24 protein-coding genes are annotated in these 25,185 nt (G+C 61.6%); 16 read left to right on the top strand and 8 right to left on the bottom strand.

The features are described from left to right. Positions 1–39: 39 nt before the first annotated feature. Both folE and apaG read right to left on the bottom strand, forming a co-directional pair. Positions 40–630, bottom strand: coding sequence for a GTP cyclohydrolase I FolE (folE, locus tag ACFSM5_RS03840; RefSeq protein WP_379874916.1), 591 nt, complete (start codon positions 628–630; stop codon positions 40–42). A gap of 158 nt (positions 631–788) precedes the next feature. Next, the gene (gene apaG / locus ACFSM5_RS03835) at positions 789–1,190 is read right to left on the bottom strand and encodes a Co2+/Mg2+ efflux protein ApaG (protein ID WP_379874915.1); all 402 of its coding nucleotides are present in this window, start codon (positions 1,188–1,190) and stop codon (positions 789–791) included. Between the two features lie 34 nt (positions 1,191–1,224). Here apaG and ACFSM5_RS03830 point away from each other — a divergent pair, with 34 nt between their 5' ends. Next, positions 1,225–1,740 (top strand): hypothetical protein, encoded by a 516-nt coding sequence (locus ACFSM5_RS03830; RefSeq protein ID WP_379874914.1) that lies wholly within the window; start codon positions 1,225–1,227, stop codon positions 1,738–1,740. Between the two features lie 90 nt (positions 1,741–1,830). Here ACFSM5_RS03830 and ACFSM5_RS03825 read toward each other — a convergent pair whose 3' ends face one another. Beyond that, positions 1,831–2,685, bottom strand: coding sequence for an OmpA family protein (locus ACFSM5_RS03825; protein ID WP_379874913.1), 855 nt, complete (start codon positions 2,683–2,685; stop codon positions 1,831–1,833). A gap of 642 nt (positions 2,686–3,327) precedes the next feature. Here ACFSM5_RS03825 and ACFSM5_RS03820 point away from each other — a divergent pair. The 14 genes from ACFSM5_RS03820 (at position 3,328) to ACFSM5_RS03755 (ending at position 16,730) form a co-directional block, all read left to right on the top strand. Beyond that, positions 3,328–3,798: a DUF4126 family protein gene (locus ACFSM5_RS03820; protein WP_379874912.1), complete on the top strand. Its 471-nt coding sequence runs from the start codon at positions 3,328–3,330 to the stop codon at positions 3,796–3,798. Next, a complete protein-coding gene (locus tag ACFSM5_RS03815) occupies positions 3,795–5,159 on the top strand; it encodes an FAD-containing oxidoreductase (protein ID WP_379874911.1) in 1,365 nt (454 codons plus the stop codon). Before ACFSM5_RS03820 ends, ACFSM5_RS03815 begins: the two co-directional genes overlap by 4 nt. An 18-nt stretch (positions 5,160–5,177) precedes the next feature. Continuing rightward, the gene (locus ACFSM5_RS03810) at positions 5,178–5,360 is read left to right on the top strand and encodes a hypothetical protein (protein ID WP_379874910.1); all 183 of its coding nucleotides are present in this window, start codon (positions 5,178–5,180) and stop codon (positions 5,358–5,360) included. Next, positions 5,318–5,902 carry a class I SAM-dependent methyltransferase gene (locus tag ACFSM5_RS03805; protein ID WP_379874909.1) on the top strand — a complete coding sequence of 195 codons (585 nt, stop codon included), beginning with the start codon at positions 5,318–5,320 and terminating at the stop codon, positions 5,900–5,902. The genes ACFSM5_RS03810 and ACFSM5_RS03805 overlap by 43 nt, the downstream gene beginning before the upstream one ends. Positions 5,903–6,537: 635 nt before the next feature. After that, positions 6,538–7,275: a hypothetical protein gene (locus ACFSM5_RS03800; protein ID WP_379874908.1), complete on the top strand. Its 738-nt coding sequence runs from the start codon at positions 6,538–6,540 to the stop codon at positions 7,273–7,275. An 82-nt stretch (positions 7,276–7,357) separates the two neighbouring features. Next, positions 7,358–7,711, top strand: coding sequence for a putative quinol monooxygenase (locus tag ACFSM5_RS03795; RefSeq protein ID WP_379874907.1), 354 nt, complete (start codon positions 7,358–7,360; stop codon positions 7,709–7,711). A gap of 146 nt (positions 7,712–7,857) precedes the next feature. Then, positions 7,858–8,886, top strand: coding sequence for a substrate-binding domain-containing protein (locus ACFSM5_RS03790; protein ID WP_379874906.1), 1,029 nt, complete (start codon positions 7,858–7,860; stop codon positions 8,884–8,886). A gap of 73 nt (positions 8,887–8,959) precedes the next feature. Beyond that, positions 8,960–10,456, top strand: coding sequence for a sugar ABC transporter ATP-binding protein (locus ACFSM5_RS03785; protein WP_379874905.1), 1,497 nt, complete (start codon positions 8,960–8,962; stop codon positions 10,454–10,456). Next, complete coding sequence (locus tag ACFSM5_RS03780; protein WP_379874904.1) at positions 10,453–11,403, top strand: ABC transporter permease; 951 nt, start codon at positions 10,453–10,455, stop codon at positions 11,401–11,403. Before ACFSM5_RS03785 ends, ACFSM5_RS03780 begins: the two co-directional genes overlap by 4 nt. Then, the gene (locus ACFSM5_RS03775; RefSeq protein ID WP_379874903.1) at positions 11,400–12,347 is read left to right on the top strand and encodes an ABC transporter permease; all 948 of its coding nucleotides are present in this window, start codon (positions 11,400–11,402) and stop codon (positions 12,345–12,347) included. Before ACFSM5_RS03780 ends, ACFSM5_RS03775 begins: the two co-directional genes overlap by 4 nt. Then, the gene (locus ACFSM5_RS03770; RefSeq protein WP_379874902.1) at positions 12,344–13,351 is read left to right on the top strand and encodes a LacI family DNA-binding transcriptional regulator; all 1,008 of its coding nucleotides are present in this window, start codon (positions 12,344–12,346) and stop codon (positions 13,349–13,351) included. Before ACFSM5_RS03775 ends, ACFSM5_RS03770 begins: the two co-directional genes overlap by 4 nt. Further along, entirely contained in the window at positions 13,348–14,574 is a 1,227-nt protein-coding gene (locus ACFSM5_RS03765; RefSeq protein ID WP_379874901.1) for a Gfo/Idh/MocA family protein, read from the top strand. Before ACFSM5_RS03770 ends, ACFSM5_RS03765 begins: the two co-directional genes overlap by 4 nt. A 334-nt stretch (positions 14,575–14,908) precedes the next feature. Continuing rightward, a complete protein-coding gene (locus tag ACFSM5_RS03760) occupies positions 14,909–15,460 on the top strand; it encodes a PAS domain-containing protein (RefSeq protein ID WP_379874900.1) in 552 nt (183 codons plus the stop codon). After that, positions 15,429–16,730 carry a methyl-accepting chemotaxis protein gene (locus tag ACFSM5_RS03755; protein ID WP_379874899.1) on the top strand — a complete coding sequence of 434 codons (1,302 nt, stop codon included), beginning with the start codon at positions 15,429–15,431 and terminating at the stop codon, positions 16,728–16,730. The genes ACFSM5_RS03760 and ACFSM5_RS03755 overlap by 32 nt, the downstream gene beginning before the upstream one ends. A 48-nt stretch (positions 16,731–16,778) precedes the next feature. Here ACFSM5_RS03755 and iolB read toward each other — a convergent pair whose 3' ends face one another. The 5 genes from iolB to ACFSM5_RS03730 form a co-directional block, all read right to left on the bottom strand. After that, positions 16,779–17,600, bottom strand: a complete 822-nt coding sequence (gene iolB / locus ACFSM5_RS03750; protein ID WP_379874898.1) for a 5-deoxy-glucuronate isomerase — start codon at positions 17,598–17,600, stop codon at positions 16,779–16,781. 111 nt (positions 17,601–17,711) lie between these two features. Beyond that, a complete protein-coding gene (locus ACFSM5_RS03745; protein WP_379874897.1) occupies positions 17,712–19,202 on the bottom strand; it encodes a CoA-acylating methylmalonate-semialdehyde dehydrogenase in 1,491 nt (496 codons plus the stop codon). 16 nt (positions 19,203–19,218) lie between these two features. Beyond that, the gene (gene iolE / locus ACFSM5_RS03740; RefSeq protein WP_379874896.1) at positions 19,219–20,118 is read right to left on the bottom strand and encodes a myo-inosose-2 dehydratase; all 900 of its coding nucleotides are present in this window, start codon (positions 20,116–20,118) and stop codon (positions 19,219–19,221) included. 7 nt (positions 20,119–20,125) lie between these two features. Next, complete coding sequence (iolD, locus tag ACFSM5_RS03735) at positions 20,126–21,970, bottom strand: 3D-(3,5/4)-trihydroxycyclohexane-1,2-dione acylhydrolase (decyclizing) (protein ID WP_379874895.1); 1,845 nt, start codon at positions 21,968–21,970, stop codon at positions 20,126–20,128. Between the two features lie 21 nt (positions 21,971–21,991). After that, positions 21,992–23,905 (bottom strand): bifunctional 5-dehydro-2-deoxygluconokinase/5-dehydro-2-deoxyphosphogluconate aldolase, encoded by a 1,914-nt coding sequence (locus ACFSM5_RS03730; RefSeq protein WP_379874894.1) that lies wholly within the window; start codon positions 23,903–23,905, stop codon positions 21,992–21,994. Positions 23,906–24,060: 155 nt separating this feature from the next. On the opposite strand from ACFSM5_RS03730, the gene iolG reads away from it, so the two are divergent. Continuing rightward, positions 24,061–25,047, top strand: a complete 987-nt coding sequence (gene iolG / locus ACFSM5_RS03725) for an inositol 2-dehydrogenase (protein WP_379874893.1) — start codon at positions 24,061–24,063, stop codon at positions 25,045–25,047. Positions 25,048–25,185: the final 138 nt, after the last annotated feature.

Genomic DNA, 25,185 nt, shown 5'->3' with positions numbered 1-25,185 from the left:
AAAACCTCGCCCTCCCCGCTTGGAAGCCAGGACCACCGATCAGGAGGAGGGATTGCCGATCAGCGCCAGAAGTTCGCGGCGCGTATTCGCGTCGTCGCGGAACGACCCCAGCATGCGCGAGGTCACCATGCCAACGCCAGACTTATGAATGCCGCGCGTCGTCATGCACTGGTGCTGGGCATCGATGATGACCGCGACGCCGCGCGGATTAAGGACTTCCTGAATGACATTGGCGATCTGCGCGGTCATTTTTTCCTGGATCTGCAGCCGTTTGGCATAAGCTTCGACCACGCGCGCCAGCTTGGAAATACCGACGACGCGGTTACGTGGCAGATAGGCGACATGGGCGCGGCCGATGATCGGCGCCACATGGTGCTCGCAATAGCTTTCGAACTGAATATCACGCAGCAACACAATCTCGTCGTAGCCTTCGGTTTCCTCGAAGGTTCGGCTCAGCATTTCATAGGGGTCGGTGTCGTAGCCGCCGAACCATTCCTCGTAAGCGCGCACGACGCGCGAGGGGGTATCCTGCAACCCTTCGCGCGAGGGGTCATCGCCCGCCCATTGCAGAAGGGTGCGCACCGCAGCTTCGGCTTCGGCGCGGGTAGGCTTGGCGGTTGGGTTGCTCACTTGGCGACATCCTGGCAATGACAGCCCGTTTCACACGGGTGTCGTTAACGGCGATCTCGCTTATCGGACCGCGCTGGTCCTCTTTCAATTGGCCCGCGAGAGCTCACTGTCAAGCTTTGTCCTGCCCTTGGCCTCAGTTAAGGCACGTTGCCCGTCTTTTAATTGAGACGCACCGCGCCGTGGGGGCTATCGAGGGAAAAGGCCGGGATCGCGATCTCGAACGCCTCGGCTTCCGTACCGTTTATCCGTTCCATCGTATAGCTGCCGACCATGATGCCGCTCGGCGTCGGCAGCGGCGTGCCGGAGGTATATTCGAATTCCTCGCCGGGCTTCAGCACCGGCTGTTCGCCGACAACACCCGGCCCGCGCACTTCCTGCACGCGCCCCAAAGCGTCCGTGATCTGCCAATAGCGCGAGCGCAACTGGACCGTCTGCGTCCCTTCGTTATGGATGCGCACGTGATAGGCCCAGACGTAACGGCCCTCGTCCGGCGAAGATTGCTCTGCCAAATAGATCGGCTGCACGGTAACGGTGATGTGTTCAGTGGTCGCGCTATACATAGGCGCACCTTATCCCTCTCGTGACCCAGGCTCAATGATCCGCATCTTCGCTTTCCTACCCGCCCTGGCGCTGGGGCTATATCTGCCCGATGTCGACCAGTCCCTGCGCTCGATCCTCAATCACCGCTCGATCCTGACCCATTCGGCCCTGATCCCGGCACTGCTGCTGACCCCAGCCTCCCGTGGGACCTGGCGCGGCGATGCCATTGCGGGCCTTGCAGCGGGCTTTGCCCTGCATATGGGCGCGGACGCTTTGTCAGTCATGCGGGGCTATGCGCTGATCTATTTCCCCTGGCCGCTCGATTTTTCCATCGGAGGCGCGTCGCGCTGGTGGCTGATCGGCAACAGTCTTGTCTGCCTTGCCTTCGCCTGGTCCTGGCGCAGCCTGTCGGCGCCTCTGCTGATCTGTGCCATCGTCCTCTGCGGACTGGCCTATGCGGTCTTCAACGAAGGCAGCCTGGTCTTAAGCCTGCTGATCCTGGCGGGTGGCTTCGGCGCCTATCGTCTGATTGCTCCGAAGATCGCGGCGCGACGGACGATCTCTCGCTAGCTGGCTCTCGCTAGCTGGCTCCCCCAAAATGAAACCGGCGCCTTCCTTTCGGAAGACGCCGGTTCAAGGCTTAGTCGATCTGACCCGGGATTAGCGGATCGTCAGTTCGACACGGCGGTTACGCGCTTCGCGGACACCGTCGGCGGTCGGGACTGCCGGTTCGGTTTCACCAAGTGCGGTGACCGACAGACGCTCGGAAGCGATACCCTTGGCTGCCAGAGCAGCGCGGACAGCGTCAGCGCGGCGGAGCGACAGGCGGGTATTGTATTCCGGAGTACCCGAACGGTCGGCATGGCCGACGATGGTCAGGCGCGAGGTGCCGGTGGTCTTGGCTTCAGCAGCCGCTTCATCAACAACGCGCATGCCGGCGGCGTCCATACGGGCGCTGTCCCAGGCGAAGTAGATGATGTAGTTCTTGGCGGCGATCGGTGCAGTCACCGGCGCCGGACCCGGCTGAGCAACCGGACCGGTCAGTTCGGCCATCGCGTTCTTGAAGATACCCTTACAAGCAGCGATGTCGTTCAGCTGCCAGCCTTCCTCTTCCTGCTCGACCCAGCAGTCGAACGCCACCTGCGCCTTAGCGGCGACAGCGGGCTTCGAGGTGCGGCTCGAACCATCAAGAGCCTTCAGCAGGTCAGCGCGGGCGCCGTCCAGCTCAGTCTTCTTGGCAGCCGGAAGGTTCCAGCGGTCCGTGGTTTCCGGCAGGACGTTCTCGCCGCGAGCAGCAGCAAGGCCCTTGGCCGCAAACGTGTAAGCGTCGATCCAGTCATTCATCTTGTCAGCTTCGAAAAGCGTGACCGAACGATATTCCTGGCTCAGCGCCTTCGTGAAGGGCGTGCCGGCAGCCGGTGCGGTCGTGCCGCGCAGTTCCTGAACATCCAGCGCACCACAACCCGAAAGAAGAGCGAGACCGGCAAGGGCCCCGAGCAGCTTTGTAGTCTTCATTCTTGATTCCCCCTTCTTTCTTCATACGGCACCGTCAGGGCGCCTTCGAAGTGATCGTGTGAGAAGCTAATCCGTGGCTTATCTACTCGTTCAAATGAGGCAACGGCAAGGCGTGAATCGGTGTTTACCCCGTTCAAACCCGTCATACGCGCCAGTTTCCCCACTCTGTTGCAGATGTGCCGCACCTCCCCAAAGGGGCGATGCAGCCCGTCGTAGAGATATACTCAAGACAAAGCCCAAGGTTCCCATCGACGCAAAGATAAGTTTTTGGACCACGTGAAAGCAACAGCCCCTCGACGAATCGAAGGGCCATCATCTTAGTCGCCTTTGCCTTTGGAAAGGCGCTTCTTTTCCGGCTTCGGCGCTTTTGCCGCAGCTGGCACGGGCAATCAGGTTGGTATCCGTCCGCATGAAAAAAGGCCCGCCAGAAGCGGGCCTCGAGTTTGGGAGGATCATGTTCGCAAGGACATCATGCCGCCAGGGTCGGATTCGATCTATTCGGCTTGACGGCTAGTCATTGGCCTAGGCGAACCGCCTAGCCTGAAGCGTGACGAGAGGGGCGTATCCTTCAAGAAATCCCACGCCGCCTCCGATAGAGTCATCTCACCACTCCAGGAACTCCACCGCTCGAGGCTTTGAAGAATGTTCATCCCGCTCGCGTCTGCGCTGCTTATCGGGGTCATCGCCGGTTTGCGCGCCTTTACCGCCCCCGCCGCCGTCAGTTGGGCTGCAGCGCTCGGTTGGCTCGACTTGAGCGGCAGTTGGCTCGCTTTCCTCGGTTATAAATGGACGCCTTATATATTCACCGGCCTTGCCGTGCTGGAATTGATTGGCGATCAGTTGCCATCGACCCCCAGCCGCAAAGTGCCGGTGCAGTTCGGCACCCGGATCGTGCTGGGGGGTCTGGCGGGCGCTGCTTTTGCTACCGGCGGCGGCCTACCCCTGGTCTTCGGGATCATGGCTGGCGTGCTCGGCGCTGCGATCGGAACATTTGCAGGCGCTGCCGGGCGGGCGAAATTGGCCGCCGCCTTCGGGCGCGATCTTCCCGCCGCCCTCACCGAGGATCTGATCGCCGTCGGCGGCGCTCTGCTTTTGATCCTGGCCGTGCGATGAGCCGCTTCGACGCCATCATCATCGGCGGCGGCCAAGCCGGTCCGTCGCTTGCCGGGCGGCTGACCGCTGCCGGACGGAAGGTTGCGCTGATCGAACGGAAATTTCTCGGCGGCACCTGCGTCAATGTCGGCTGCATGCCGACCAAGGCCCTGGTCGCCAGCGCCCGGGCCGCCCATGTGGCCCGCACCGGCGGCGCCTATGGCGTCACCTTGCCCGGCCCGATCAGCATCGACATGCCGACTGTCAAAGCCCGTGCCGATCAGATAATCCAGACCGCGCGCGGCAATGTCGCAGGCTGGCTCGGTGGGATGGAGGGGTTGCGCCTGATCGAAGGCCACGCGCGCTTCACCTCAGCCCATAGCCTGCTGGTAAATGGGGAAAAGCTGGAAGCCGATCACATCTTCATCAATGTCGGCGGCCGCACGTCCATCCCCGATATGCCGGGCCTGTCTGAGATCCCCTATCTCACATCCTCGACCATCCTCCAACTCGACGAACTTCCGTCCCATCTGGTGATCATCGGCGGCAGCTATATCGGCCTGGAGTTTGCCCAGATGTATCGGCGTTTCGGGGCCGAGGTGACGGTGATCGAACGCGGCCCCCGTCTCGTCGGGCGTGAGGATGAGGATATCTCCGACGCCATTTCCGACATCCTGCAAGCCGAAGGCATCACGGTGCTGACGACCGCCGGTGATTTGAGTTTCGCCAAGGCCGACAGCGGGGTCGCGGTCACAACGGCGCAGGGTAGGATTACCGGCTCCCACCTGCTGTTGGCCGTCGGGCGCAGGCCCAATACCGACGATCTGGGATTGGAGGCCGCTGGTATTGCGACCGATGCCCGCGGCTATATCACCGTCGATGATCGCCTGGAGACCACTGTTCCAGGCGTCTATGCCCTGGGCGACTGCAATGGGCGCGGCGCCTTCACCCATACCGCCTATAATGATTTCGAGATTGTGGCCGCCAATCTGCTGGACGGAGACGACCGAAAAGTCAGTCAGCGTATCCCGGCCTATGCCCTCTATATCGACCCTCCCCTGGGACGCGTCGGTTTGAGCGAACGCGAGGCCATTGCCTCCGGGCGTCCGGTTCTGGTCTCCAAACGTCCCATGAGCCGGGTCGGCCGCGCCATCGAACGGGGCGAAACCAAGGGGTTCATCAAGATCGTCGCCGATGCGGAAACCCAACAGCTCCTGGGCGCCGCCTTCCTCGGCATTGAAGGGGATGAGGCCATCCACGGCATCATCGGCGCGATGCATGCGGGTACGCCATACCCCACCCTGCAATGGGCGGTGCCGATTCACCCCACGGTATCGGAATTGATCCCGACCATCCTCGGGGACTTGAAGCCACCCGCTTGATCTTGCTAGGCAGTCGGGATGGAACAGAAGCCAGATCGTCAGCACTGGAGCCGCGTCGCCGAGCAATGGACGCCGTGGGCACGCAAACCCGGCCATGACGCTTTCTGGGCCTATCGCGATGATTTCGACGCTTTGTCGGGTCAGGCAGCGGAGATGCCTTGGACCTTGGCTGTGGCGAAGGCCGAATCTCTCGGGAGTTAACAGATCTCGGCTGGCGCGTCACCGCCAGCGATATCGTACCGACGATGCTGGAAGCAGCTCAGCAGGCCCTGTCTGCGAAGAACTATTTGCTGGCTGATGCTGCCGATCTGCCGGTTACGGACAATCAGTTTGATCTCGTCGTGGCCTACAATATGCTGATGGATGTGGAGGATGTCCCCGGAACCGTGCGGGAAATTGCGCGTGTTCTCAAACCACGCGGTCACGCTATCGTCTCCCTGGTTCATCCCTTTGTGGATCGCGGGCGCTTTGCTGGCAAAGACGTGGATGCTCCCTTCGTGGTCGAGGGAAGCTACTTCGGGCGCGAGCGGTTCGAAGGCTCGGAAACACGCAATGGGCTCACCATGGATTTCGCCGGCTGGTCGCAGCCGCTCGAAGCCTATGCTGAAGCCTTCACACAGGCGGGGCTTGCTATCACCGGGCTGCGCGAACCCAGACCAGCAATCGCTCCAAATTTACCGCCGGACATGGCTCGCTGGCAGCGGCTACCGCTTTTCCTTTGGCTCAAGCTCGTTCGTCTTTAAGCGACGGCGGGCAGATCCGTTGATGGTCTAGAGGCAGCCCATCTATGCACGGCGACCCGGCGCAGCAAGCTGCGAAGCTCTGCCTCGGTCACCCGGTCGCTGGCCATCACCTGACCGACAATCGGATCCGCAAGCATTTCGTCGAGAGTTGGTTGGTCAATAGACTGCCGTGCGCCCATTTCTGTCCCCCCTCATCGCTAAAAGAGCAACTACCCATCCTTTACTTATAACTGCTACGGCAGCAACGCCCCCGTCACAAGATTGTGACAGCGCCCGACGATACAACTGAAGATTCACCCTCAGTGCATTGTCCTATTTACGCGATTTCGGGACCAATCTCCCGGCGCGCGCCGTCCCTGACGATAACCATGCCAGGATAATTAATATAATCTCGGGGAAACAACCAAATTCACACAAAACAACGAAAGCGAATCTTCAAATTTTAATAAATGATATTGGTGATTACGGAATTTAAACCACTTTTTATACTTAAATAATAAAACAAAAATCCATTCCTGAATATTTACACTCAACACCATTAAACTCGCTTTTCATTTCGGTTTTTTGGCAATCTGCCGTATCCTTAAACCCATAATTAAGGCGCGATTCACCTCATGATCTGGAGGGAGGGAAAAATGCGCTTTTGGGGAGCTATCGGCCTAATTCTGGGACTGACCGGCACTGCCGGAGCGGCACAACCGCTTATTTTCGATATTTACGATCAATACGGCTGGTCCTGCGAAAAACAGACGACCGGCGCCCCATGCCTGATGCCCATGCTGATTGCCACCCTGGCTGAGCGATCTGGCGTAATGCTTCAGCACGAAACGGTTCCCATCCCCCGCCTTGGTGACCGGCTTCGACGCGGGCAAGCCTATTTCACGCTGCTATCCCGCCCGTCAGAGCCGGGCGTCGCCATCCTGGGCGAACTCTTAAGCGTACCGCTGCTCGCAATCGGGCGGCGACAGGGTCAACAGATCCGCCGCTTCGACGATCTTTACACCCTCCCCCAAGGGGTAGGGATGCTGCTTGGAACCAACTATGGTTCGCCGATGCTCGCCGACCCTCGGCTACCGCGGGTCGATGTCTCCGACAGCGTGTTGGGGTTGCGGATGCTGGCCAGCGGCAGGCTGGACGCTCTGGTTGGCAGTCAGGTGACTCTGGTAGGCCAGGCGCGGGAAGCGCAATTGACCGATAAATTGGGTGACCGATTGGTCCTCGGCAGCATGCCGTTCCGGCTGGCCGTGGCCGAGGAGAACCGCAACGCCCCAGCAACCTTGGCGGTGCTGGAGGCAGCGCGCGCGATGCAGGCGGATGGCACCGTAGCAGCCCTGCTCGATCAGGTAACGAACGCAGCCTGGGCTGCCCGCTAAGCAGAAGCATTACCCGCCGCGTAATCGACGGACCTCCGTCCCGCTGTCAGAAAGAAGCCAGGTTCCAAGAATGGAGGCTTCGATGGCAGTCACTTACCTCATCACATTCACGCTGAATCCCGGCGCCAAGCCCCTGTTTCTATCGCTTCTGCATCCTGTTCTGGATGCCATGCGCCATGAAACGGACTTCCTGGACGCCCATGTGAGCGAATCGCCCGACAATCCCGACCGACTGCTTCTGCTGGAAAGCTGGGCCGACCATGACGCCGTGCTGGCGGTCGAAATCCACCGCCCCTACCGCAAAGCCTATCATGCGGCCCTGCCCGAATTGCTGGCCCAGCCGCGCGAAATTTCCGTCTGGCGGACCCTCCGTCGGGATTCCAAGAAAATTTCAGATGACTTCACTGCACCGCAACAGACGGAACCAGGGAATTGATAACGCTAACAACGCAATTGCAGCAATATGATGGGTGGAAAAGTCGGTTTTCCGCCCTTGTCGACCGCCATGTAACCGTTTACATCTATCTCAGCTAGACGCCGACTGAACGGCGCTGCGCTTAATTCCCCTGGAGGAGGAAACCCATGCTGAGACGGTCACTTCTGGTTGGTGCTGCGTCCTTGATGGCGCTGGCAGTTGCAGGCGGCGCGCAGGCGCAGGGCAAGAAATTCACCATTGGTCTTTCCAATGGCTGGGTCGGCTCCGAATGGCGCACCCAGATGATCGACGAAGCCGTCGCCGCTGCCAAGGCATGGGCCGGCGAAGGCGTCACGATCGAAACTATCGTGCAGTCCTCGGACGTCGACGTGCAGGGCCAGATCGCCCAGGTGCGCAACTTCGTTAATCAGGGCGTCGATGCGATCATCATCAACCCGAACAGCCCGACTGCCTTCGACCCGGTCTTCCGTCAAGCTGCAGCCAAGAACATCCTGGTCATCTCGACCGACGCCGAAGTGTCCTCCAAGGACGCGATCTATGTCGGTATCGACCAGAAGGCCTGGTCGGCCCAGGCCGCCGAATGGCTGGCAAAGTCGCTGAACGGCAAGGGCAATGTCGTTGCTATCAATGGTTTTGCTGGTCATCCGGCCAACCTGCGCCGCATCGAAGGCTATCAGGAAGTCTTCAAGAAATATCCGGATATCAAGATTCTGAACGAAACCAACGCCGATTGGGATCAGGCCAAGGGTCAGCAGACCATGAAGACCCTGCTGGCAACCTATCCGCAGATCAACGGCGTGATGGTGCAGGACGGCATGGCTGCCGGTGCCTGGCGCTCGATCAATGAAGCCAACCGCGCCGACATCACCGCAACCGGTGAAATCCGCGCCGACTTCCTGGGTCAGTGGGTCGAGAAGAACTACAAGTCGGGCGCTTCGGTGAACCCGCCGGGTGTTATGGCTTCGGCCCTCAACGTCGCGGTCCACAAGCTGCAGGGTAAGCAGTTCAAGGACGGGATCTTCGGCGGCGTCTATGGCAATGCCATCTATATCCCGATCCCCTTCATCGACGCATCGAACGTGAAGCAGGCTGCCGAACAGACTAAGGGCAAGCCCGCCTACTACTCGGTGACCGCTACGGTCACCCGCGAAGAAGCCGCTCGCTTCTTCAAATAAGGTCGAGAGGGTGCCAAGATACGTCCCAAGGACGTTTTTGGCACCCATCTCCCACCATTGACGAGACAATCTGATGCTTCTGAAAGCGCGCAGCCTTGCGAAACGCTATGGCGCCATCACGGCTATCGAAACGGCGGACTTCACGCTGGAAAACGGCGAAGTCCATGTGCTGATCGGTGCCAATGGCTGCGGCAAGAGTACGCTCTGCAAGATCATCGCGGGCGTGGTCAGCGGCGATGAAGGCACGCTGAAGATCAATGATCAGGAGCGCCGCTTCACCGATCCCCGGCAGGCATCCGAGGCTGGCGTCGGCGTCTTCTACCAGGAACTGAGCCTGATCCCGACCCTGTCGGTCGCCGACAATATTCTGCTGGGGCGCGAGCCGCGCACGAAGTTCGGCCTTGTCGATAAAAAGGCCCTCGCCGCGCGTGCCGCCGATCTGGCCGCTCCCTTCCTGCCCGTTGCCGGCAAAGGCTTCGATCTCGACCGGCCCGTCGGACATCTTTCCGCCGACCAGCGCCAGATCGTCGAGATCCTGAAAGTTCAGGCCGCCGACCCCGGCATTGTGATTTTCGACGAACCCACCTCGGCGCTGGATCGCGCGCAGGTCGCCGTCTTCTTTGATCTCGTCCGCCGGATGAAGGCGGAAGGTCGCGGCATCATCTTCATCTCCCACCGCATGGACGAGATCATGGCGCTGGGCGACCGCGTCACCATCATGCGCGACGGCAAGACCATCGCCACCCATCAGATCAAGGATGTGACGGTCGAAAAGATCGTGACCGACATGACCGGCATCACCATGAGTGCGGTCCATCATGCGCCTATCGAAGCCAGCGGCCCCACCCGACTTGCCTTGAAGGGCGTCAGCACCGGGCGCACCCGCGATGTATCGGTGGAGATCCCAGCCGGTCAGATCATCGGACTTGGCGGACTGCATGGGCAGGGCCAGTCGGATCTGCTGCGCGGCCTTTTCGGCCTCCTCCCCCGACAGGGGCAGGTCACCCTGTCTGGCGAGGATCTGAAAGTATCGAGCCCCGCCGAAGCTATTGCCGCCGGTCTTGCCTATGTTTCCGGCGACCGTGGCCGGGTGGGTGTGCTGGGGGTGCGCTCGATCCTGGAGAATTTCGCCCTGGGTTTGCTGGGCCGTGAAAAGCCCTGGAGCCATAATCCCAGCGCCCTGAAATCGCGTTTCCTGCCCGTCACCGAGCAGCTTAAACTGCGCTATGGCGGTTTCGACGCTCCGGTATCGAGCCTGTCCGGCGGCAATCAGCAAAAAGTCGCCATCGGCCGCTGGCTCGCCGCAAAGCCCCGCCTGCTGCTGCTCGACGACCCCACCAAGGGTATCGATCTGGGCGCCAAGCGCGATTTCTATGATCTGATCCGCGATCTTTGCCGCAACCAGGATGTGGCCGTGCTGCTCTATTCCTCCGAAGACGACGAATTGCTGTCGGTCGCCGACCGGATCCTGGTCTTCAATGGTGGCCGGGTCGTCGGCGATCTGTCGGGATCACGCCTGGATCGTGGCCATCTAACCGCCGCCGCCTTTACCTCGGGAGAAGCCGCATGATGGCCCGCCTCCCTGCCTGGGGACTGACCGCCGCCTTTCTGGCGCTGCTCTGCATCCTCAATATCATTCTGCAGCCGAGCTTCGTTACGGGGAACGTGCTGCAATCCAATATCGCGACCTTCCTGCCGCTGATCCTGGTGGCCATCGGCCAGACCTATGTCGTGCTGGGCGGCGATATCGACCTGTCCGCCGGATTGATCGTCGCCCTCTCCAACGTCGTCTGTGTCCAGGTGATCGACAGTCTGGGCGGCAACGGTGTCGCCGTGATGGCCGGTCTTGGCGCTGGCCTTGCGACCGGACTTGTCTGCGGCGTTATAAACGGCCTCGCCGTCGCCTATGGCCGCCTGCAACCCATCGTCGCCAGCTTCGCGACCGGCGTCATCTTCGGCGGCCTCGCCATCTGGGTTCTACCCGAAGCTGGCCTGCCGGTGCCGGAGCTTTATTGGGACACCTACGGCGGTGACCTCTTTGGCGTGCGTGTCGTCGTCTGGCTGCTGATCATCGCCATCGTGATTGCGGCGCTGATCGCCCGCACCCGCTTCCAACGCGCGTTGCTGGCAACCGGCGGCAATCGCATCGGCGCCTATCAGAGCCAGGTGCCGGTCGCCCGCATGCGCCTGTCGGCTTATGTGCTCTCCGGTCTCTTCTCCTCTGCCGCCGCCCTTTGCCTCGTCGGAGAAACCTCCAGCGGCGATCCGCTGATGGGGGCTTCCATGACTTTGGCCGCCATCTCCGCCGTCGTGCTGGGCGGGACCGCGCTCGCCGGGGGGAGTGGCGGTTTTATCGGCTCGATCCTGGGTGCGATGATCCTCGGCATGATCAACAACGTGATCTTCTTCGCCAAACTGCCGTTCGAGATGCAGGGCCTCGTCCAGGGAGCCGCCGTCCTGCTGGCCCTGGCGGGCGGTGTCATCGCCGCCCGCGCCCGGGAAGGAGCCGCCCGATGATCGCGAAGCTGAAACAGCCCTGGGTCCTGGGTCTGCTTGCCTGTATCGGCATTCTGATCGCGGGTGAACTGGTCTCGCCGGGCTTCGCCGCCCCGCGTCAGATCGTCGGGCAACTGACCATCGCTGCCATCCTAGGGGTCGCGGCAGCCGGGCAGACCCTGGTCATTCTGGGCGGGCGCGAAGGCATCGACCTGTCGGTCGGCAGCCTGATTTCGCTGGGTGCCTTCGTCGCGGGCAATGCCATGGACGGCCAGAACGGCTCGATCCCCTATGCGCTGCTGGTCACCTGCGGGGCGACCTTCCTGATCGGCATCGGCAATGGCATCGGCATCACCCTGCTGCGCATTCCGCCCCTGGTGATGACCCTGGGCACCACCGGCGTCGTCACCGGTCTGCTGACCGTGCTGACGCGTGGCGTTCCTTCCGGCCGGGCGGCACCGCTGCTCCAGGAAACCGTCAGCCAGCCCCTGCTGTTCGGCCTGCCGGGCATCCTGTGGATCTGGGCCGCGCTTGGTATCGCCCTGGCTCTGGTCCTGAACCGCACCAGCTTCGGCCTGCGCCTCTTTGCCGTTGGTGCCAATGAGAATGTGGCCCGCCATGTGGGCATCCGCGTCGCCCTGATCCGCACCCTGCTCTATGGCTTGAGCGGTTTCTTCGCCGGGCTCGCAGGCGTCCTGGTCCTCGGCTATACCGGCACGGTCTTTGTCGGCATCGGCACCTCCTATGTCCTGCCGACCGTCATTGCCGTTGTCATCGGCGGGACGGCGCTGGCAGGCGGTATCGGCGGTTATGCCGGAACCATGGTCGGCGCGCTGCTGCTGGTTCTGCTGCAAAGCCTGCTGACCACCCTCGCCATTCCGCCCCATGGCCGTCAGGTCATCTTCGGCCTGACCCTGCTGGGCCTCCTGACCCTCTATGGTCGCCAGAAGGCGTTGCGCTCGTGACCCGCAGCGCCACCATTCGCGATGTCGCCAAGCTGGCGGGCGTTTCCACCGCCACCGTCAGCCGCGCCATCGCCGAACCCGCCCTGGTCAGCGCCGACACGCGCGAGGCGGTCCTGAAGGCCGCCGCCGAGATTAACTACACCCCGAACCTGCTGGCCCGGAACCTGCGCCAGCAGCGCACCAAATCGATCCTGGTGCTGGTCGAGGATATCGCGAACCCCTTCTACCCCGAGATCTTCCACGCGATGGAGGAGGCAGCCCAGCAGCGGGGCTACACAGTCCTGCTAGGAAATACCGGTCATTCGAACGAACGCGAGCAGGGTTATTGGGATCTGGTGCGGGCCAAACGCGCCGATGGGGTCGTGCTGTTTACCGGCCAGTTGCCTGAAGGGACCGATCCGAAACGCCTGCCACCCGTGGTACTGATGGCGGAACGGATCGCTGGCGCCACTCTGCCTCTGGTCGCCATCGACAATGAAGAAGCGGCCGCCCGCGCGACCCGCCATCTGGTCGACCTGGGTCATCGCCGTATCGCCCATATCTCCGGCCCGCAGCATCGTGTCATCAGCCGTGACCGTCTGGCGGGCTGGCGCCGGGCGATGGACGAAGCCGGCCTGCCGCTGACGGACGACCTGCTGGTGCCGGGGGAATTCACCATCCCTGGGGGCGAGGCGGCGATGCGCCAGCTCATGGCCCTGCCCGACCGTCCCACCGCCGTCTTTGCCGCCAACGATGAAAGCGCGGTCGGCGCCCTGCGGGCTGCCCAACGCCTGGGGCTGGATGTACCGCGCGACGTCTCGCTGGTCGGGTTCGACGATATCGCGCTCGCCGCCCTGTTCGATCCCGCCCTGACCACCATTCGCCAGCCCCGGCCCGAGTTGGGCGATGCCGCCATGCGGCTGATCATCGACCGGATCGAGGGCAAGGGCACCCCCACAGCTCCCACCATTCTGCCCGCGCCGCTGATCGAGCGCGGCTCCACCGCCAAACGAGGAACCAAATGAGCCAGACTCTTCGCATCGGTCTTGTCGGCAGCGGTTTCATCGCGCGCTTTCACCTGACCTCCATGGTTGGCGTCCGCAATGTCGAGGTCGCAGGCATCTACAGCCGCAGTGCCGACAAACGGGAAAGCTGCGCCGCCTATGCCAACGAACTGGGTCTTGGCCCGGCTAAGGCCTTTGACAGCCTGGAAGCCATGCTGACCTCCGGCACCATCGATGCCGTCTGGATCCTGTCGCCCAACGACACCCGGCTGACGATCATGCGCGAGATCCATGCCCTGGTGACCTCGGGCAAGACCAAGCTCAAAGGCGTCGCCTGCGAAAAGCCTCTGGCCCGCACCATTGCCGAAGCCAAGGAGATGGTCCGTCTGGTCGAGGATGCGAAGCTGCTGCACGGCTATCTGGAAAATCAGGTTTTCTCCAACGCCGTCGCCCGCGGCAAGGAGATCATCTGGCGCCGTGCGGTCCCCTCCACCGGCCGCCCCTACCTCGCCCGCGCGGCCGAGGAACATTCCGGCCCGCATGAGCCTTGGTTCTGGATGGGCGAGCGCCAGGGCGGCGGCGTGCTCTCCGACATGATGTGCCACAGCGTCGAAGTCGCCCGCTTCATCCTCTCCAAACCCGGCGAGGATCGCGGTGCCCTCAAGCTGAAATCCGCCTCGGCCACCATTGCCACCTTGAAATGGAAGCGCCCCCAATATGTGGCCGACCTCAAGAAGCGCATGGGGCCGGAGGTCGATTTCTCCCGCCGTCCGGTCGAAGATTTCGCCCGCGGCCTGCTGACGCTCGAAGATCCCGATGGCAACGAGGTGATGATCGAGGCCACCACCTCCTGGGCCTATGTCGGCGCCGGCCTGCGCATCAATATCGAGATGCTGGGCCCGGAATATTCGATGGAGTTCAGCTCGCTCAATGCCGGTCTGAAGGTTTTCCTGTCACGCGCCGTTACCGGCGGCGAGGGCGAGGATCTGGTCGAGAAGCAGAATGCCGAACAAGGCCTGATGCCGGTGCTGGACGATGAAGCCGGCATCTATGGCTATACCGCCGAAAACCGCCATATGGTCGAAAGCTTCCGCACTGGCAAAATGCCGTCCGAGAATTTCCACGACGGGCTGGCGGTCGTGCAGATGCTGATGGCGCTTTACCGATCCGCCGAAACTGGCCAGACGGTCAATTTTCCGTTGGACGGACTTGACGATTACACGGCGCCGACGGCTCGGGCCTAGAGAAGAGAGAATGTCGGGGCGGCATTTTTCCTGCCCCGACAAAAAACTGACACTTCGTAACTTAAGGCGCAAGGCGACATATCTTTAGTATAAACCGAACATTAACTCAATTTTCCATCCCACTTCGAAAAGATAGCGTTCACATCTTTTAAAATACAAAACGATATCAAAATATAATCATCGGATTAAAAATTCCAAAACCATTTCGCCCGTTCAAATCGATTGACGCTTAATATCGGATTTCTTCCTTATCGTCGCACCTCTGTCTTATTGACAGGACAAAGCTGAATAATTTCTTTTATAAATAACTCGTGACAGCCACGAGCGACGAGATATGACCGCGACTTCAAAGCCCCAGGCACCTTCCCTGTCCCTAACCGGGAAGGAACGAACCTTCGCCCCCGACGATATCATCGTCACCAAGACCGATCTTGGCGGCCGCATCACCTATGCGAACGATGTTTTCCTGTCCATTTCGGCCCTGACCGAGGAACAGGCGCTGGGTCAGCCGCACAGCCTGATCCGCCATCCGCATATGCCCAAATGTGTCTTTCGCCTGCTATGGGAGACCATTAAGGACGGGCGTGAGATTTTCGCCTATGTCTTGAATCGGGCAACTACGGGCGACCATTATTGGGTGCTAGCTCATGTCACCCCGACATTCGACGCCAAGGGCGCCGTCACGGGCTATCACTCGAACCGCCGGGTGCCCAAACCCGAGGTAATCTCGGGCCTCATTAAGCCACTCTACGATCAGCTTTATCAGATCGAACAGAGCCATGGCGGCGGCCCGGCGTCGATCCAGCATTCCATGGCCGTCCTCAACGATACCGTCCGTCAAAAAGCGAGCGATTATGAGAGCTTTATCTTCTCTACAAACCCTTAGGCTTACGGTCGTTATCACCCTGGTCGGTGCAGTCCTGACGGCGGCACTGACCTTGGTTGAACCCGTTTCGGCCCTGGTAGTCGCCCTGGTGACGGTTGGTTTCGCCCTGGCGTCCTGCCTTGCGACTGTGCGTCTGGGCGCCCGGATCGATCAGGCGATCGGTGTCTTGCAGCGTTTGGCGAAGGGCGACATGGAAGCCCGGTATCTACATGTCGGTCCGCTTTGCACGCTCGGTAGCCTTTTCACCGCCATCAACCGTTTTGCCGATCGCACCGACGCTTTTGTGCGTGAAGCCAGCGCTTCGCTGCAGGCGGTGTCTCGGCAGGTTTATCATCGCCGCGTGATCGAGCGCGGTCTTGTCGGTGCCTTCCTGACCGGCGGCAAGGCGATCAATGGCGCGACCACCGCCATGGCCGACAAGGTCGCAGGCTTCCGCGCGGTCACCGACCGCTTCGAAAGCGCCGCGGCCGGTGTTGCCCACGACATCTCCACCGCAGCCGAACAGCTCAATGCCGCCGCCAGCCAGATGAGTGGCACTGCTTCGGGCACCGGCGAGCAGGCCCGCCATGTGGCCGAAGCCTCCGAACGTGCATCCGAGAATGTGCAGATGGTGGCTTCGGCTGCCGAGCAACTGGTGGCCGCCATTGGCCAGATCTCCCAGCAGATCGCTCATTCGACCTCGATTTCCGAGCAGGCGGTCGGCAAGGCCAACGCCACCACTATGGATGTGCAGAACCTAGCCGAAGCTGCCGAGCGGATCGGCGAGGTCGTCAAACTCATCAATGACATCGCCGCCCAGACCAATCTGCTGGCACTGAATGCGACCATCGAGGCCGCCCGCGCCGGTGAAGCCGGTAAGGGTTTCGCGGTCGTCGCGAACGAAGTGAAGAACCTCGCCAGCCAGACTGCGAAGGCGACCGAGGATATCAGCGCCCAGGTCCAGGCGATCCAGAGCGCGACCGACAATGCGGTCGAGGCGATCACCGAGATTTCCGACGTGATCGGCCAGGTCCGCAATTCGAATGTCGCGATCTCCAGCGCCGTCGATCAGCAGAGCGCGGCCACCAGCGACATCGCCCGCAATGTCGATGAGGCTGCCACCGGCACCTCCGACGTTTCCCGCCGCCTGCAGCAGGTCAGCCATGGCGCCACGGAAACTGGCACCGCCGCCAGTCAGGTGCTGCAATCGGCAGGCAAGCTCGGCGAACAATCGCGCTTCTTCGATGCCGAAATGAAACGCTTCCTGGGCGAACTCAAAAAGGTCGTCTGAAGCGACAACAAAAAAGCCGAGGTGTCGCCACCTCGGCTTTTACTTTAGCTATTGCGCCGGAGCCGGATTTAGCAGCCAGCGGTGTTCGACCGCCGTATTGAAGCGCCAGATGCGGGTTGGGCCCGCCATGACGTTGAGATAATAGAGATCGTAACCATGGGCAGCGCCAACCGGGTGATAGCCCTGGGGCACCATCACCAGATCGCCATTCTCCACCGCCATCGCTTCATCGATTGAGCGGTCATCGGTATAGACACGCTGGAACGCAAAGCCCTGGGGCGGGTTCATACGATGGTAATAAGTCTCCTCCAGCAGCGACTCCCCGCCATCGATATTATCGATGTCGTGTTTGTGCGGCGGATAGGATGACCAATTCCCGGCGGGGGTTTTGACTTCGACCACCAACAAGCCATCGGCGGGTTTGCTGTCGGGCAGGATGTCGTTGATATAGCGGGTATTGGTGCTGGAGCCGCGCACGGAGGATGCCACATCGTCCGGCCCGATCAGCTTCACCGGCAGGCCGCCATTGGCACCGGGCGCCGAACAGACCGCCAATTCCAGATCGGTCTCCGCCGTCACACTCCAATCAACGCCCTGGGGGGCATAGACGGAATAAGGCTTCTTATCCTCGAACGGCGACATGCGATCGCCGATGGACTCGAACCGCTGATTACCCGCCGTCACGCTTGCCTTACCGGCAACCAGGACGAGGCAGACCTCGCGGTCCTTGTCGCCGCCAGTCACCGTCTGGCCCGGTTTCAGCTGATAAAGCTTGAAGCCGACATGCTTCCACCCGGCGCTTTCCGGCGTGACGTCATGCACCAGACCCGAGGCGTCAGGTTCGTGATTGCGGAGCAGGAGCTTCGACATAGGGGCGTCCTTCCAATTCTATCTTTTATCGTCATGCCCGGACTTGATCCGGGCATCTCCCTCCAGTCGGACAAAGATCCCAGGGTCAAGCCCTGGGATGACGTATGCTTGTTACCGCAAGACCGGCATGGTGAATTCGGCACCAACGGCATTGCCTGCCCAGCGCGCGGTCACGGTCTTGAGCTTGGTGTAGAAATTAATGCCCTGCGGACCATGCATGCCGTTGTCACCGAAGGCCGACTGCTTCCAGCCGCCAAAGGTGTGATAGGCAACCGGCACCGGAATCGGCACATTCACGCCGACCATGCCGATGTTGCAGGCATTCAGGAAAGAGCGCGCAACGCGGCCATCCTGGGTGAAGATCGCGGTGCCATTGCCGAACTGGTGGGAATTGACGAGGTTGAGCCCCTCGCCAAAATCCTTGGCGCGCACGACCGAGAGCACCGGGCCGAAAATCTCTTCCTTATAGATCGTCATGTCCGGCTTCACCTTGTCGAACAGGGTGCCGCCCATGAAGTAGCCGCCCTCATAACCCTGGAGCTTCAGGCCACGGCCATCGACGACGAGTTCGGCGCCTTCTTTGACGCCCTGATCGACGTAGGAGGAGACCTTGTCAGCATGTTCGCGGGTGACCAGCGGGCCCATTTCGGCCTGCGGATCATTGCCCGGACCAACCTTCAAAGCACGGACGCGCGGAGCCAGCTTTTCAACGAGCTTGTCGCCGACATCGCCGACGGCCACAGCGACCGAGATTGCCATGCAGCGCTCGCCAGCCGAGCCATAACCGGCGCCCATCAGGGCGTCGACAGCAGCGTCAAGATCGGCATCGGGCATGATCAGCATATGGTTCTTCGCACCGCCCAGGGCCTGGCAACGCTTGCCGTGGGCTGCCGCCGTCGTATAGATCGACTTGGCGATGGGGGTCGAGCCGACGAAGCTAACCGCGCCCACTTCCGGTGCCGTGATCAGGGTTTCGACGGCTTCGCGGTCACCCTGGACGAGGTTCAGCACGCCGGCGGGCAGCCCTGCCTCATGGAAGATTTCGACGAGGCGCTGGGTCGAGCCACTATCTTTTTCCGACGGCTTCAGCACGAAGGTATTGCCGCAGGCAATCGCCACCGGGAACATCCAGAGCGGCACCATGACCGGGAAGTTGAACGGGGTGATGCCGACGCAGACGCCGACCGGCTGACGGATCGAGAAGACGTCGATGCTGGTGCCGACGTTTTCCGAAAACTCGCCCTTCAGCAGATGCGGAATGCCCAGGCAGAATTCGACGACTTCCAGGCCGCGCTGCACTTCGCCATCGGCGTCCGAGAGCACCTTGCCGTGCTCCTCGGAGATCATCTTGGCCAGTTCAGGGCGGGCCTTGTTCAGCAGCGACAGCGCGTCATTCATGATGCGCATGCGGCGCATCGGCGGGGTCGAAGCCCAGGCCGGCAGGGCGGCAGCGGCAGCTGCCACGGCATCAAGCGCTTCGGACTTCGAAGCCAAGGCAACTTCGCGCACCTGGGCGCCGGTTGCCGGATTGAAGATCTTGCCGCGACGCTGGCCGCTATCGGAAACGCTCTTGCCGCCGATCAGGCTGTAAAGGGTCTGCATCTAACGTCTCTCCCGTTCAGGCCACTGTGAAGCCAGCTTCGCTGGCATATTTTGCAAGGTTCGCATGGCCCAGTTTCGCATAGGTCAGCGGATGGGCCTTGGCCGGGTCCTGTTCGGCTTCGACAACGAACCATCCATTGTCATAGCCGCCTTTCTTGACTTCCTTCAAGACGGAGACGAAATCGACGCAGCCATCGCCCGGCACGGTATAGACGCCCGCGATGACGGCATTGAGGAAGCTCCACTTCTCGGCGATCGCCTTTTCCATCAACGGACGGCGGACGTCCTTGGTATGGACATGGGTGATGCGGCCGGCATAGCGCTTGGCGACGACAACGGGATCGGCACCGGCAAACGTCAGATGGCCGGTGTCGAGCAGCAGGCCGAAATTCTTGCCCACACCATCCATCATCCGGTCGATCTCGGCTTCGGTCTCGATCACCGTCCCCATGTGATGATGGTAGCCCATCACCACGCCCTGGTCGGCGAGATAATCTGCGACTTCCGAAATACGCTTCAGGAATTCCGGCCACTGGGCTTCGCTGATCGTCGGGCGATTGGCAAAGGGCGTGCCCTGTTCGCCATGCACGCAGCCAGTCACTTCGGCATAGACCATGACGGTCGAGCCCATGGCTTTGAGCAGCTGCAGATGCGGCTGCATGGCTTCGATCTCGTCCTTCACGGAACGTTCGAGCAGGCGGGAGGAATACCAGCCGGAAATCAGCTTGAGGTCATGGGCGTCCAGGATCGGGCGCAGCTTGTCGGCCTGACGCGGGAACTTGTTGCCAAGCTCGATACCGGTGAAGCCTGCCTGGCGTGCTTCGGTCAGGCAGGTCTCCAGCGGGGTTTCGCCGCCAAGTTCCAGAAGGTCGTCATTCGACCAGGCAATCGGGTTGGTTCCGAGACGAATAGCCATTTTATCCTCACGCAAGGCGCTGATTGTTAAGGGCACCGACATACCGCGCGTGGGCGGCACGCACTTCGGCGCGGGTCGAAACTTCGGGAACGGCGACATCCCACCAGGCACCGCCCTCTTGCGTCGTCGCAACCGCATCGGTCTTGATGACGACGACGGAGGTACGATCCTGGGCGCGGGCGCGCTGCAAAGCCTCTTCGAGGCCGGAGATACCGTCGACCATCTCGGCATGGGCGCCGAGCGACTTGGCATGGCCTGCGAAATCGACCTGATGCACCTCACCGTTATTGATGGTGTCGATCAGATTGTTGAAGGAGGCACCGCCGGTCGCATTCTGAAGCCGGTTGATGCAGCCATAGCCGCGATTATCCAGCACGGTAATGATCAGCTTCTGACCCAGCAGGATCGAGGTCGCGATCTCGGAATTCATCATGAGATAGCTGCCGTCGCCGACCATGACGAAGACATCACGATCCGGCTGAGCCAGCTTCACGCCCAAGCCGCCCGCGATCTCGTACCCCATGCAGGAATAGCCATATTCCAGATGGTAGCTTTTGGCATCGCGCGAGCGCCACAGCTTGTGCAGTTCGCCTGGCAGACCACCGGCCGCGCAGACCACGGTATCGGTCGGCTTGGCCGCACGCCAGACGGCGCCAATCACGGCTGCATCGGTCGGACGTTCGGCATTCGAAGGCGCCTGCGCCCGCTCCACCGCGCCGCGCCATTCCTTGGCAAGAGACTTGGCTTTATCGCTCCAGTCAGCAGGCGCCTTCCAGGAGCCAAGCGCGGCGTCAAGCTCGGCCAACGTGCGGTCGGCATCGCCCAGCAGCGGCATCGCCGCATGCTTGGCAGCGTCGAACTGGGTGATATTCAGCTGGATGAGCTTGGCCGCCGGATTGGCGAACAGGGTGCGAGAGGCCGTGGTGAAATCCTGCAGACGCGTGCCGACAGCCAGCACGACATCGGCCTCACCCGCCAGGATGTTGGACGAGCTGGCCCCGGTCACCCCGACCGAGCCCATGGCCATATCCTCATCCCAATTGAGCGCGCCCTTGCCTGCCTGGGTTTCCGCAACCGGGATGCCACGCGCCGCCGCGAATTTGCGCAGACGGTCCACAGCGCCGGAATAATGCACCCCGCCACCCGCGACGATCAGCGGCTTTTTCGCAGCCTTCAGCGCCGCGACGGCATCGCCCAGTTCCAAGGCATCGGCGCCCTGACGGCGGATGCGATGGAGCTTTTTGGCGAAGAAAGCCTCGGGATAATCGAAGGCTTCGGCCTGGACATCCTGCGGGAAAGCCAGGGTCACTGGGCCGCATTCCGCCGGATCGGTCAGCACTGAGACGGCACGCGGCAAGGCAGCCAACAGCTGTTCGGGCCGCATGATGCGATCGAAATAGCGCGACACCGCGCGGAAGCAGTCGTTCGCCGACACGGTTGCATCGCCAAAATCCTCGATCTGCTGCAAGACCGGATCGGGGCGGCGACCGGCGAAGATATCGCCGGGGATCAGCAGCACCGGCAGGCGGTTCACATGGGCGAGTGCGGCGGCGGTCACCATGTTGGTTGCGCCCGGCCCGATGGAGGTGGTGCAGGCCATGATCTGGCGGCGGTTGCGCGCCTTGGCATAGGAGACGGCGGCCAGCGCCATGCCCTGTTCATTATGGGCGCGCAAGGTCGGCAGTTGGTCCTGCACTTCCTGCAGCGCCTCGCCCAGACCCGCGACATTGCCATGGCCGAAGATGGCCCAGATGCCGGGGAACAGGGGAACCTCGACACCATCGACTTCCGTGCGCTGGGCGATAAGGTAACGGACCAGCGCCTGGGCTGCCGTCAAACGAATGGTCTTCATGGTCTCTTGCTCCGAAACGGATCAGGCGGCGCTGAGGTAGCGGTCCATCAGGCGGCGATAGATCGTCGCCATCTGGTCAATCGCGGCGGCATCGCTGAGCTTTCCGCCCAGCCAGGCATCGGCCGCTTCGCCGAAGATGGTGCGTCCGACCGCGAAACCCTTGCAGATGGGCTGGCGGGCGGCAAGGTCGAAGGAGGCGAACAGCTCAGCCTCCGGTGCATCCAACCCCAGCAGCATGATGCCCCGGCAATGGGGATCGTTTTTGTCAATAATAGCGGCCAGCGCATCCCATTCGCCCTGGTTCGCGGGCGACGGCAGCTTCCACCAGTCGGGATGGATGCCGAGGCTATAGATACGCTCCAGCGCACGCGGCACCGTGGTGTCGTCGACGGGGTTTGCCGAGCGCGACGGGATGATCTCCAGCAGCAATTCGTGCCCCGTGCGGCGGGTGGCTTCTTTCAGGATCTGCATATGCCGTTCCTGGTCGGCATTCAGATCGGCCGGGTCGTCCGGATGATAGAAGAACAGGCATTTCACCACATGGTGACGCGGCCATTCTTTCAGGAAACTGCCGATATCCTCGGTGCCATCGAACCGCAGCGGGATGGAGCCGGGGCGTTCCACCGGACGGCCGATCCAGACATCGTCCGACGTGATCTCGTCCAGCAGATCCTGGCCGTAACGCCCATCCAGCAGCAGGCCGCAATCATTGCGACCGGCGGATACCTTCTTGAAGGCCGCCATCGCCAGCGCCTTGAACTCCGGGATCTTGGAGCGCGAAACATTATGGCGATCCGCCATGGCTTCCAGCTGAATGCGATGGTCGAAGGCCATGGCCAGGATGCGCGGCCAATTGCCCTTGCGCGTCGTGCTCCAATGCACCTGATCCAGTGCTGGATCTTCGCGCAGTCGGGTGTGTGTCGAGCCTTGTGTCAGGAACTGATCTAGCTCGATCCAAGACGGAATGGCAGGCGCACAGCCGTGGCGCGAGACGGCAAAGGCCCCGCAGGCGTTGGCGAAGCGGCAGCATTCGGTCAGCGGCAGATCACGCAGATAACCGCGCAGGAAACCCGACATGAAGGCATCGCCCGCGCCCAGCACGTTATAGACTTCCACCGGAAAGCCGGGACCGCGGATACCCTTTTCGATATCGTCCGGCACCGGGCCGTCGAAGACGACACAGCCCATCGGCCCGCGCTTGCAAACCAGCAAAGCCTTGGGCGACAGCGCGCGCGCCTTCTTCAGCGCCGCCAGCGTATCGGTGGTGCCGCCCGCAATGTGGAATTCCTCTTCGGTGCCGACGATAACGTCGCAGTCCGGCAGGATCGTCTGCAGATGCGCGGAGACAGCGGCATTATCGACGAAGCGCTCTTCGCCCGCGCCATGGCCGGTGACGCCCCAGAGAACCGGGCGATAGTCGATATCCAGTACCACCTTGCGATCCGCCATCTTGGCGATCTTGATCGCCTTGCGGCTGGCGCGGTCCAGGTTCGGGCGCGAGAAATGGGTGCCCGTCACTACGATGGCTTTGGCCGAGGCGATGAAGGCCGGATCGATATCCTCCTCGTCCATCGCTGCATCGGCGCAGTTTTCGCGATAGAAAATCAGCGGGAAACTGTCTTTGGACCGGATGCCGAGAATGACCAGCGCCGTCAGCCGATCCGGGTCGGTGCGGATGCCGGTCGGGTCGACGCCTTCACGCACCAGCTCGTTGCGGATGAAGCGGCCCATATGCTCGTCACCCACGCGGGTGATCAGCGCCGACTTCAGTCCCAGGCGCGAGGTGCCGACGGCGATATTGGTTGGGCAACCGCCGACGTATTTCGCGAAGGACTGCATATCCTCCAGCGGACCACCGACTTGATCGCCGTAGAGATCGACCGACGAACGGCCGATGGTAATGACATCCAGGGTTGCAGCGGCTTGGGCTGACATGGGCGTTCCATTTCTCCCGCGAGGGTGGCCGCCATGGGCCACTCATCAGACTTCTTATTTCAGGCGATGAAACAACAATTCCATTTGACCTGCAACAGCGGAATGTTAATTCTTCTGCCAAGGCTGTTCAGGCCGTCCCAGGGAGAATTTTGAAGATGCAGGTTTTCGCTCAATTCGGTGCCGGTCGCATCGGTAAGATCCATGCCGGTAATCTGGCTGCCGTTGGCGGCGCACGTCTGAAGTACGTCATCGACGTCAATCAAGAAGCCGCCGGTGACCTCGCCAAGCTCTATGGCGCCAGCGTCACCGATATCGAGACCGCGCTGGCCGATAAGGAAGTCACCGCCGTCCTGATCTGCTCGCCGACCGACACGCACTCAAATCTGATCGAGCGCGCGGCGAACGCGGGCAAGGCGATCTTCTGCGAAAAGCCGGTCGACCTGTCCATGGACCGCGTCAATGCCTGCCTGGAGACGGTCAAGAAAGCGGGCGTGCCGCTGATGATCGGCTTCAACCGCCGCTTCGACCCGAATTTCGCCGAAGTGAAGCGTCAGATCGAAGCGGGCGTCATCGGCAAGGTCGAACAGGTGATCGTCACCTCGCGCGATCCCTCGCCGCCGCCCGCCACCTACTCGCGCTCCTCGGGCGGCATGTTTCGCGACATGACCATCCATGATTTCGACATGGCCCGCTGGCTGCTGGGTGAAGAACCGGTCAGCGTCTTCGCCGTCGGTTCGGTCCTGGTCGACCCAGAGATCGGCAAGGAAGGCGATATCGATACCGCCACCGTGATCATGACGACCTCATCCGGCAAGCAGGCCGTGATCTCCAACACCCGCCGCGCCGCCTATGGTTATGACCAGCGCATCGAAGTGCTGGGCGAAAAGGGCATGCTGCAGGCAGGCAACAAGCCGATCAGCACCGTCTCGGCCTCGCTGCACGATGGCATTGTCTCGGAAAAGCCGATGCCCTTCTTCCTGGAACGCTATGCCGATGCCTTCAAGCTGGAGCTGGCGACCTTCCTAAAAGCCATCAACGAGAAGGGTGCCCTCAACCCCTCGGGTGAGGATGGCCGCAAGGCCCTGCGGCTCGCCGATGCCGCGAACGAATCGATGGCAAGCGGCAAACCCGTCGCCGTCTAGCACTAAGGAGGCCGCCCCAGCGAGGGCGGCCTTTTTCTTATCTACTCCAACCGTCACCCCGCACTTGATGCGGGGTCCATCCTGAGCGGCACCGCTGGAGAGAGATCCCGGCTCTGCGGCCGGGATGACGAGAAAAAG

This window comes from Lacibacterium aquatile, assembly GCF_042683105.1.
In the GTDB taxonomy this organism is placed as follows: domain Bacteria; phylum Pseudomonadota; class Alphaproteobacteria; order Elsterales; family Elsteraceae; genus Lacibacterium; species Lacibacterium aquatile.
Note: the sequence above shows the minus strand (reverse complement) of the source record. Positions and strands in the feature narration are given on the sequence as shown.

What these genes read in the sequence shown, in the direction of transcription:
- apaG (WP_379874915.1), bottom strand. Translation starts at nt 1,190, where the DNA reads ATGTATAGCGCGACCACTGAACACATCACCGTTACCGTGCAGCCGATC.
- ACFSM5_RS03830 (WP_379874914.1), top strand. Translation starts at nt 1,225, where the DNA reads ATGATCCGCATCTTCGCTTTCCTACCCGCCCTGGCGCTGGGGCTATAT.
- ACFSM5_RS03825 (WP_379874913.1), bottom strand. Translation starts at nt 2,685, where the DNA reads ATGAAGACTACAAAGCTGCTCGGGGCCCTTGCCGGTCTCGCTCTTCTT.
- ACFSM5_RS03820 (WP_379874912.1), top strand. Translation starts at nt 3,328, where the DNA reads ATGTTCATCCCGCTCGCGTCTGCGCTGCTTATCGGGGTCATCGCCGGT.
- ACFSM5_RS03815 (WP_379874911.1), top strand. Translation starts at nt 3,795, where the DNA reads ATGAGCCGCTTCGACGCCATCATCATCGGCGGCGGCCAAGCCGGTCCG.
- ACFSM5_RS03810 (WP_379874910.1), top strand. Translation starts at nt 5,178, where the DNA reads ATGGAACAGAAGCCAGATCGTCAGCACTGGAGCCGCGTCGCCGAGCAA.
- ACFSM5_RS03800 (WP_379874908.1), top strand. Translation starts at nt 6,538, where the DNA reads ATGCGCTTTTGGGGAGCTATCGGCCTAATTCTGGGACTGACCGGCACT.
- ACFSM5_RS03795 (WP_379874907.1), top strand. Translation starts at nt 7,358, where the DNA reads ATGGCAGTCACTTACCTCATCACATTCACGCTGAATCCCGGCGCCAAG.
- ACFSM5_RS03790 (WP_379874906.1), top strand. Translation starts at nt 7,858, where the DNA reads ATGCTGAGACGGTCACTTCTGGTTGGTGCTGCGTCCTTGATGGCGCTG.
- ACFSM5_RS03785 (WP_379874905.1), top strand. Translation starts at nt 8,960, where the DNA reads ATGCTTCTGAAAGCGCGCAGCCTTGCGAAACGCTATGGCGCCATCACG.
- ACFSM5_RS03780 (WP_379874904.1), top strand. Translation starts at nt 10,453, where the DNA reads ATGATGGCCCGCCTCCCTGCCTGGGGACTGACCGCCGCCTTTCTGGCG.
- ACFSM5_RS03775 (WP_379874903.1), top strand. Translation starts at nt 11,400, where the DNA reads ATGATCGCGAAGCTGAAACAGCCCTGGGTCCTGGGTCTGCTTGCCTGT.
- ACFSM5_RS03765 (WP_379874901.1), top strand. Translation starts at nt 13,348, where the DNA reads ATGAGCCAGACTCTTCGCATCGGTCTTGTCGGCAGCGGTTTCATCGCG.
- ACFSM5_RS03760 (WP_379874900.1), top strand. Translation starts at nt 14,909, where the DNA reads ATGACCGCGACTTCAAAGCCCCAGGCACCTTCCCTGTCCCTAACCGGG.
- ACFSM5_RS03755 (WP_379874899.1), top strand. Translation starts at nt 15,429, where the DNA reads ATGAGAGCTTTATCTTCTCTACAAACCCTTAGGCTTACGGTCGTTATC.
- iolB (WP_379874898.1), bottom strand. Translation starts at nt 17,600, where the DNA reads ATGTCGAAGCTCCTGCTCCGCAATCACGAACCTGACGCCTCGGGTCTG.
- ACFSM5_RS03745 (WP_379874897.1), bottom strand. Translation starts at nt 19,202, where the DNA reads ATGCAGACCCTTTACAGCCTGATCGGCGGCAAGAGCGTTTCCGATAGC.
- iolE (WP_379874896.1), bottom strand. Translation starts at nt 20,118, where the DNA reads ATGGCTATTCGTCTCGGAACCAACCCGATTGCCTGGTCGAATGACGAC.
- iolD (WP_379874895.1), bottom strand. Translation starts at nt 21,970, where the DNA reads ATGAAGACCATTCGTTTGACGGCAGCCCAGGCGCTGGTCCGTTACCTT.
- ACFSM5_RS03730 (WP_379874894.1), bottom strand. Translation starts at nt 23,905, where the DNA reads ATGTCAGCCCAAGCCGCTGCAACCCTGGATGTCATTACCATCGGCCGT.
- iolG (WP_379874893.1), top strand. Translation starts at nt 24,061, where the DNA reads ATGCAGGTTTTCGCTCAATTCGGTGCCGGTCGCATCGGTAAGATCCAT.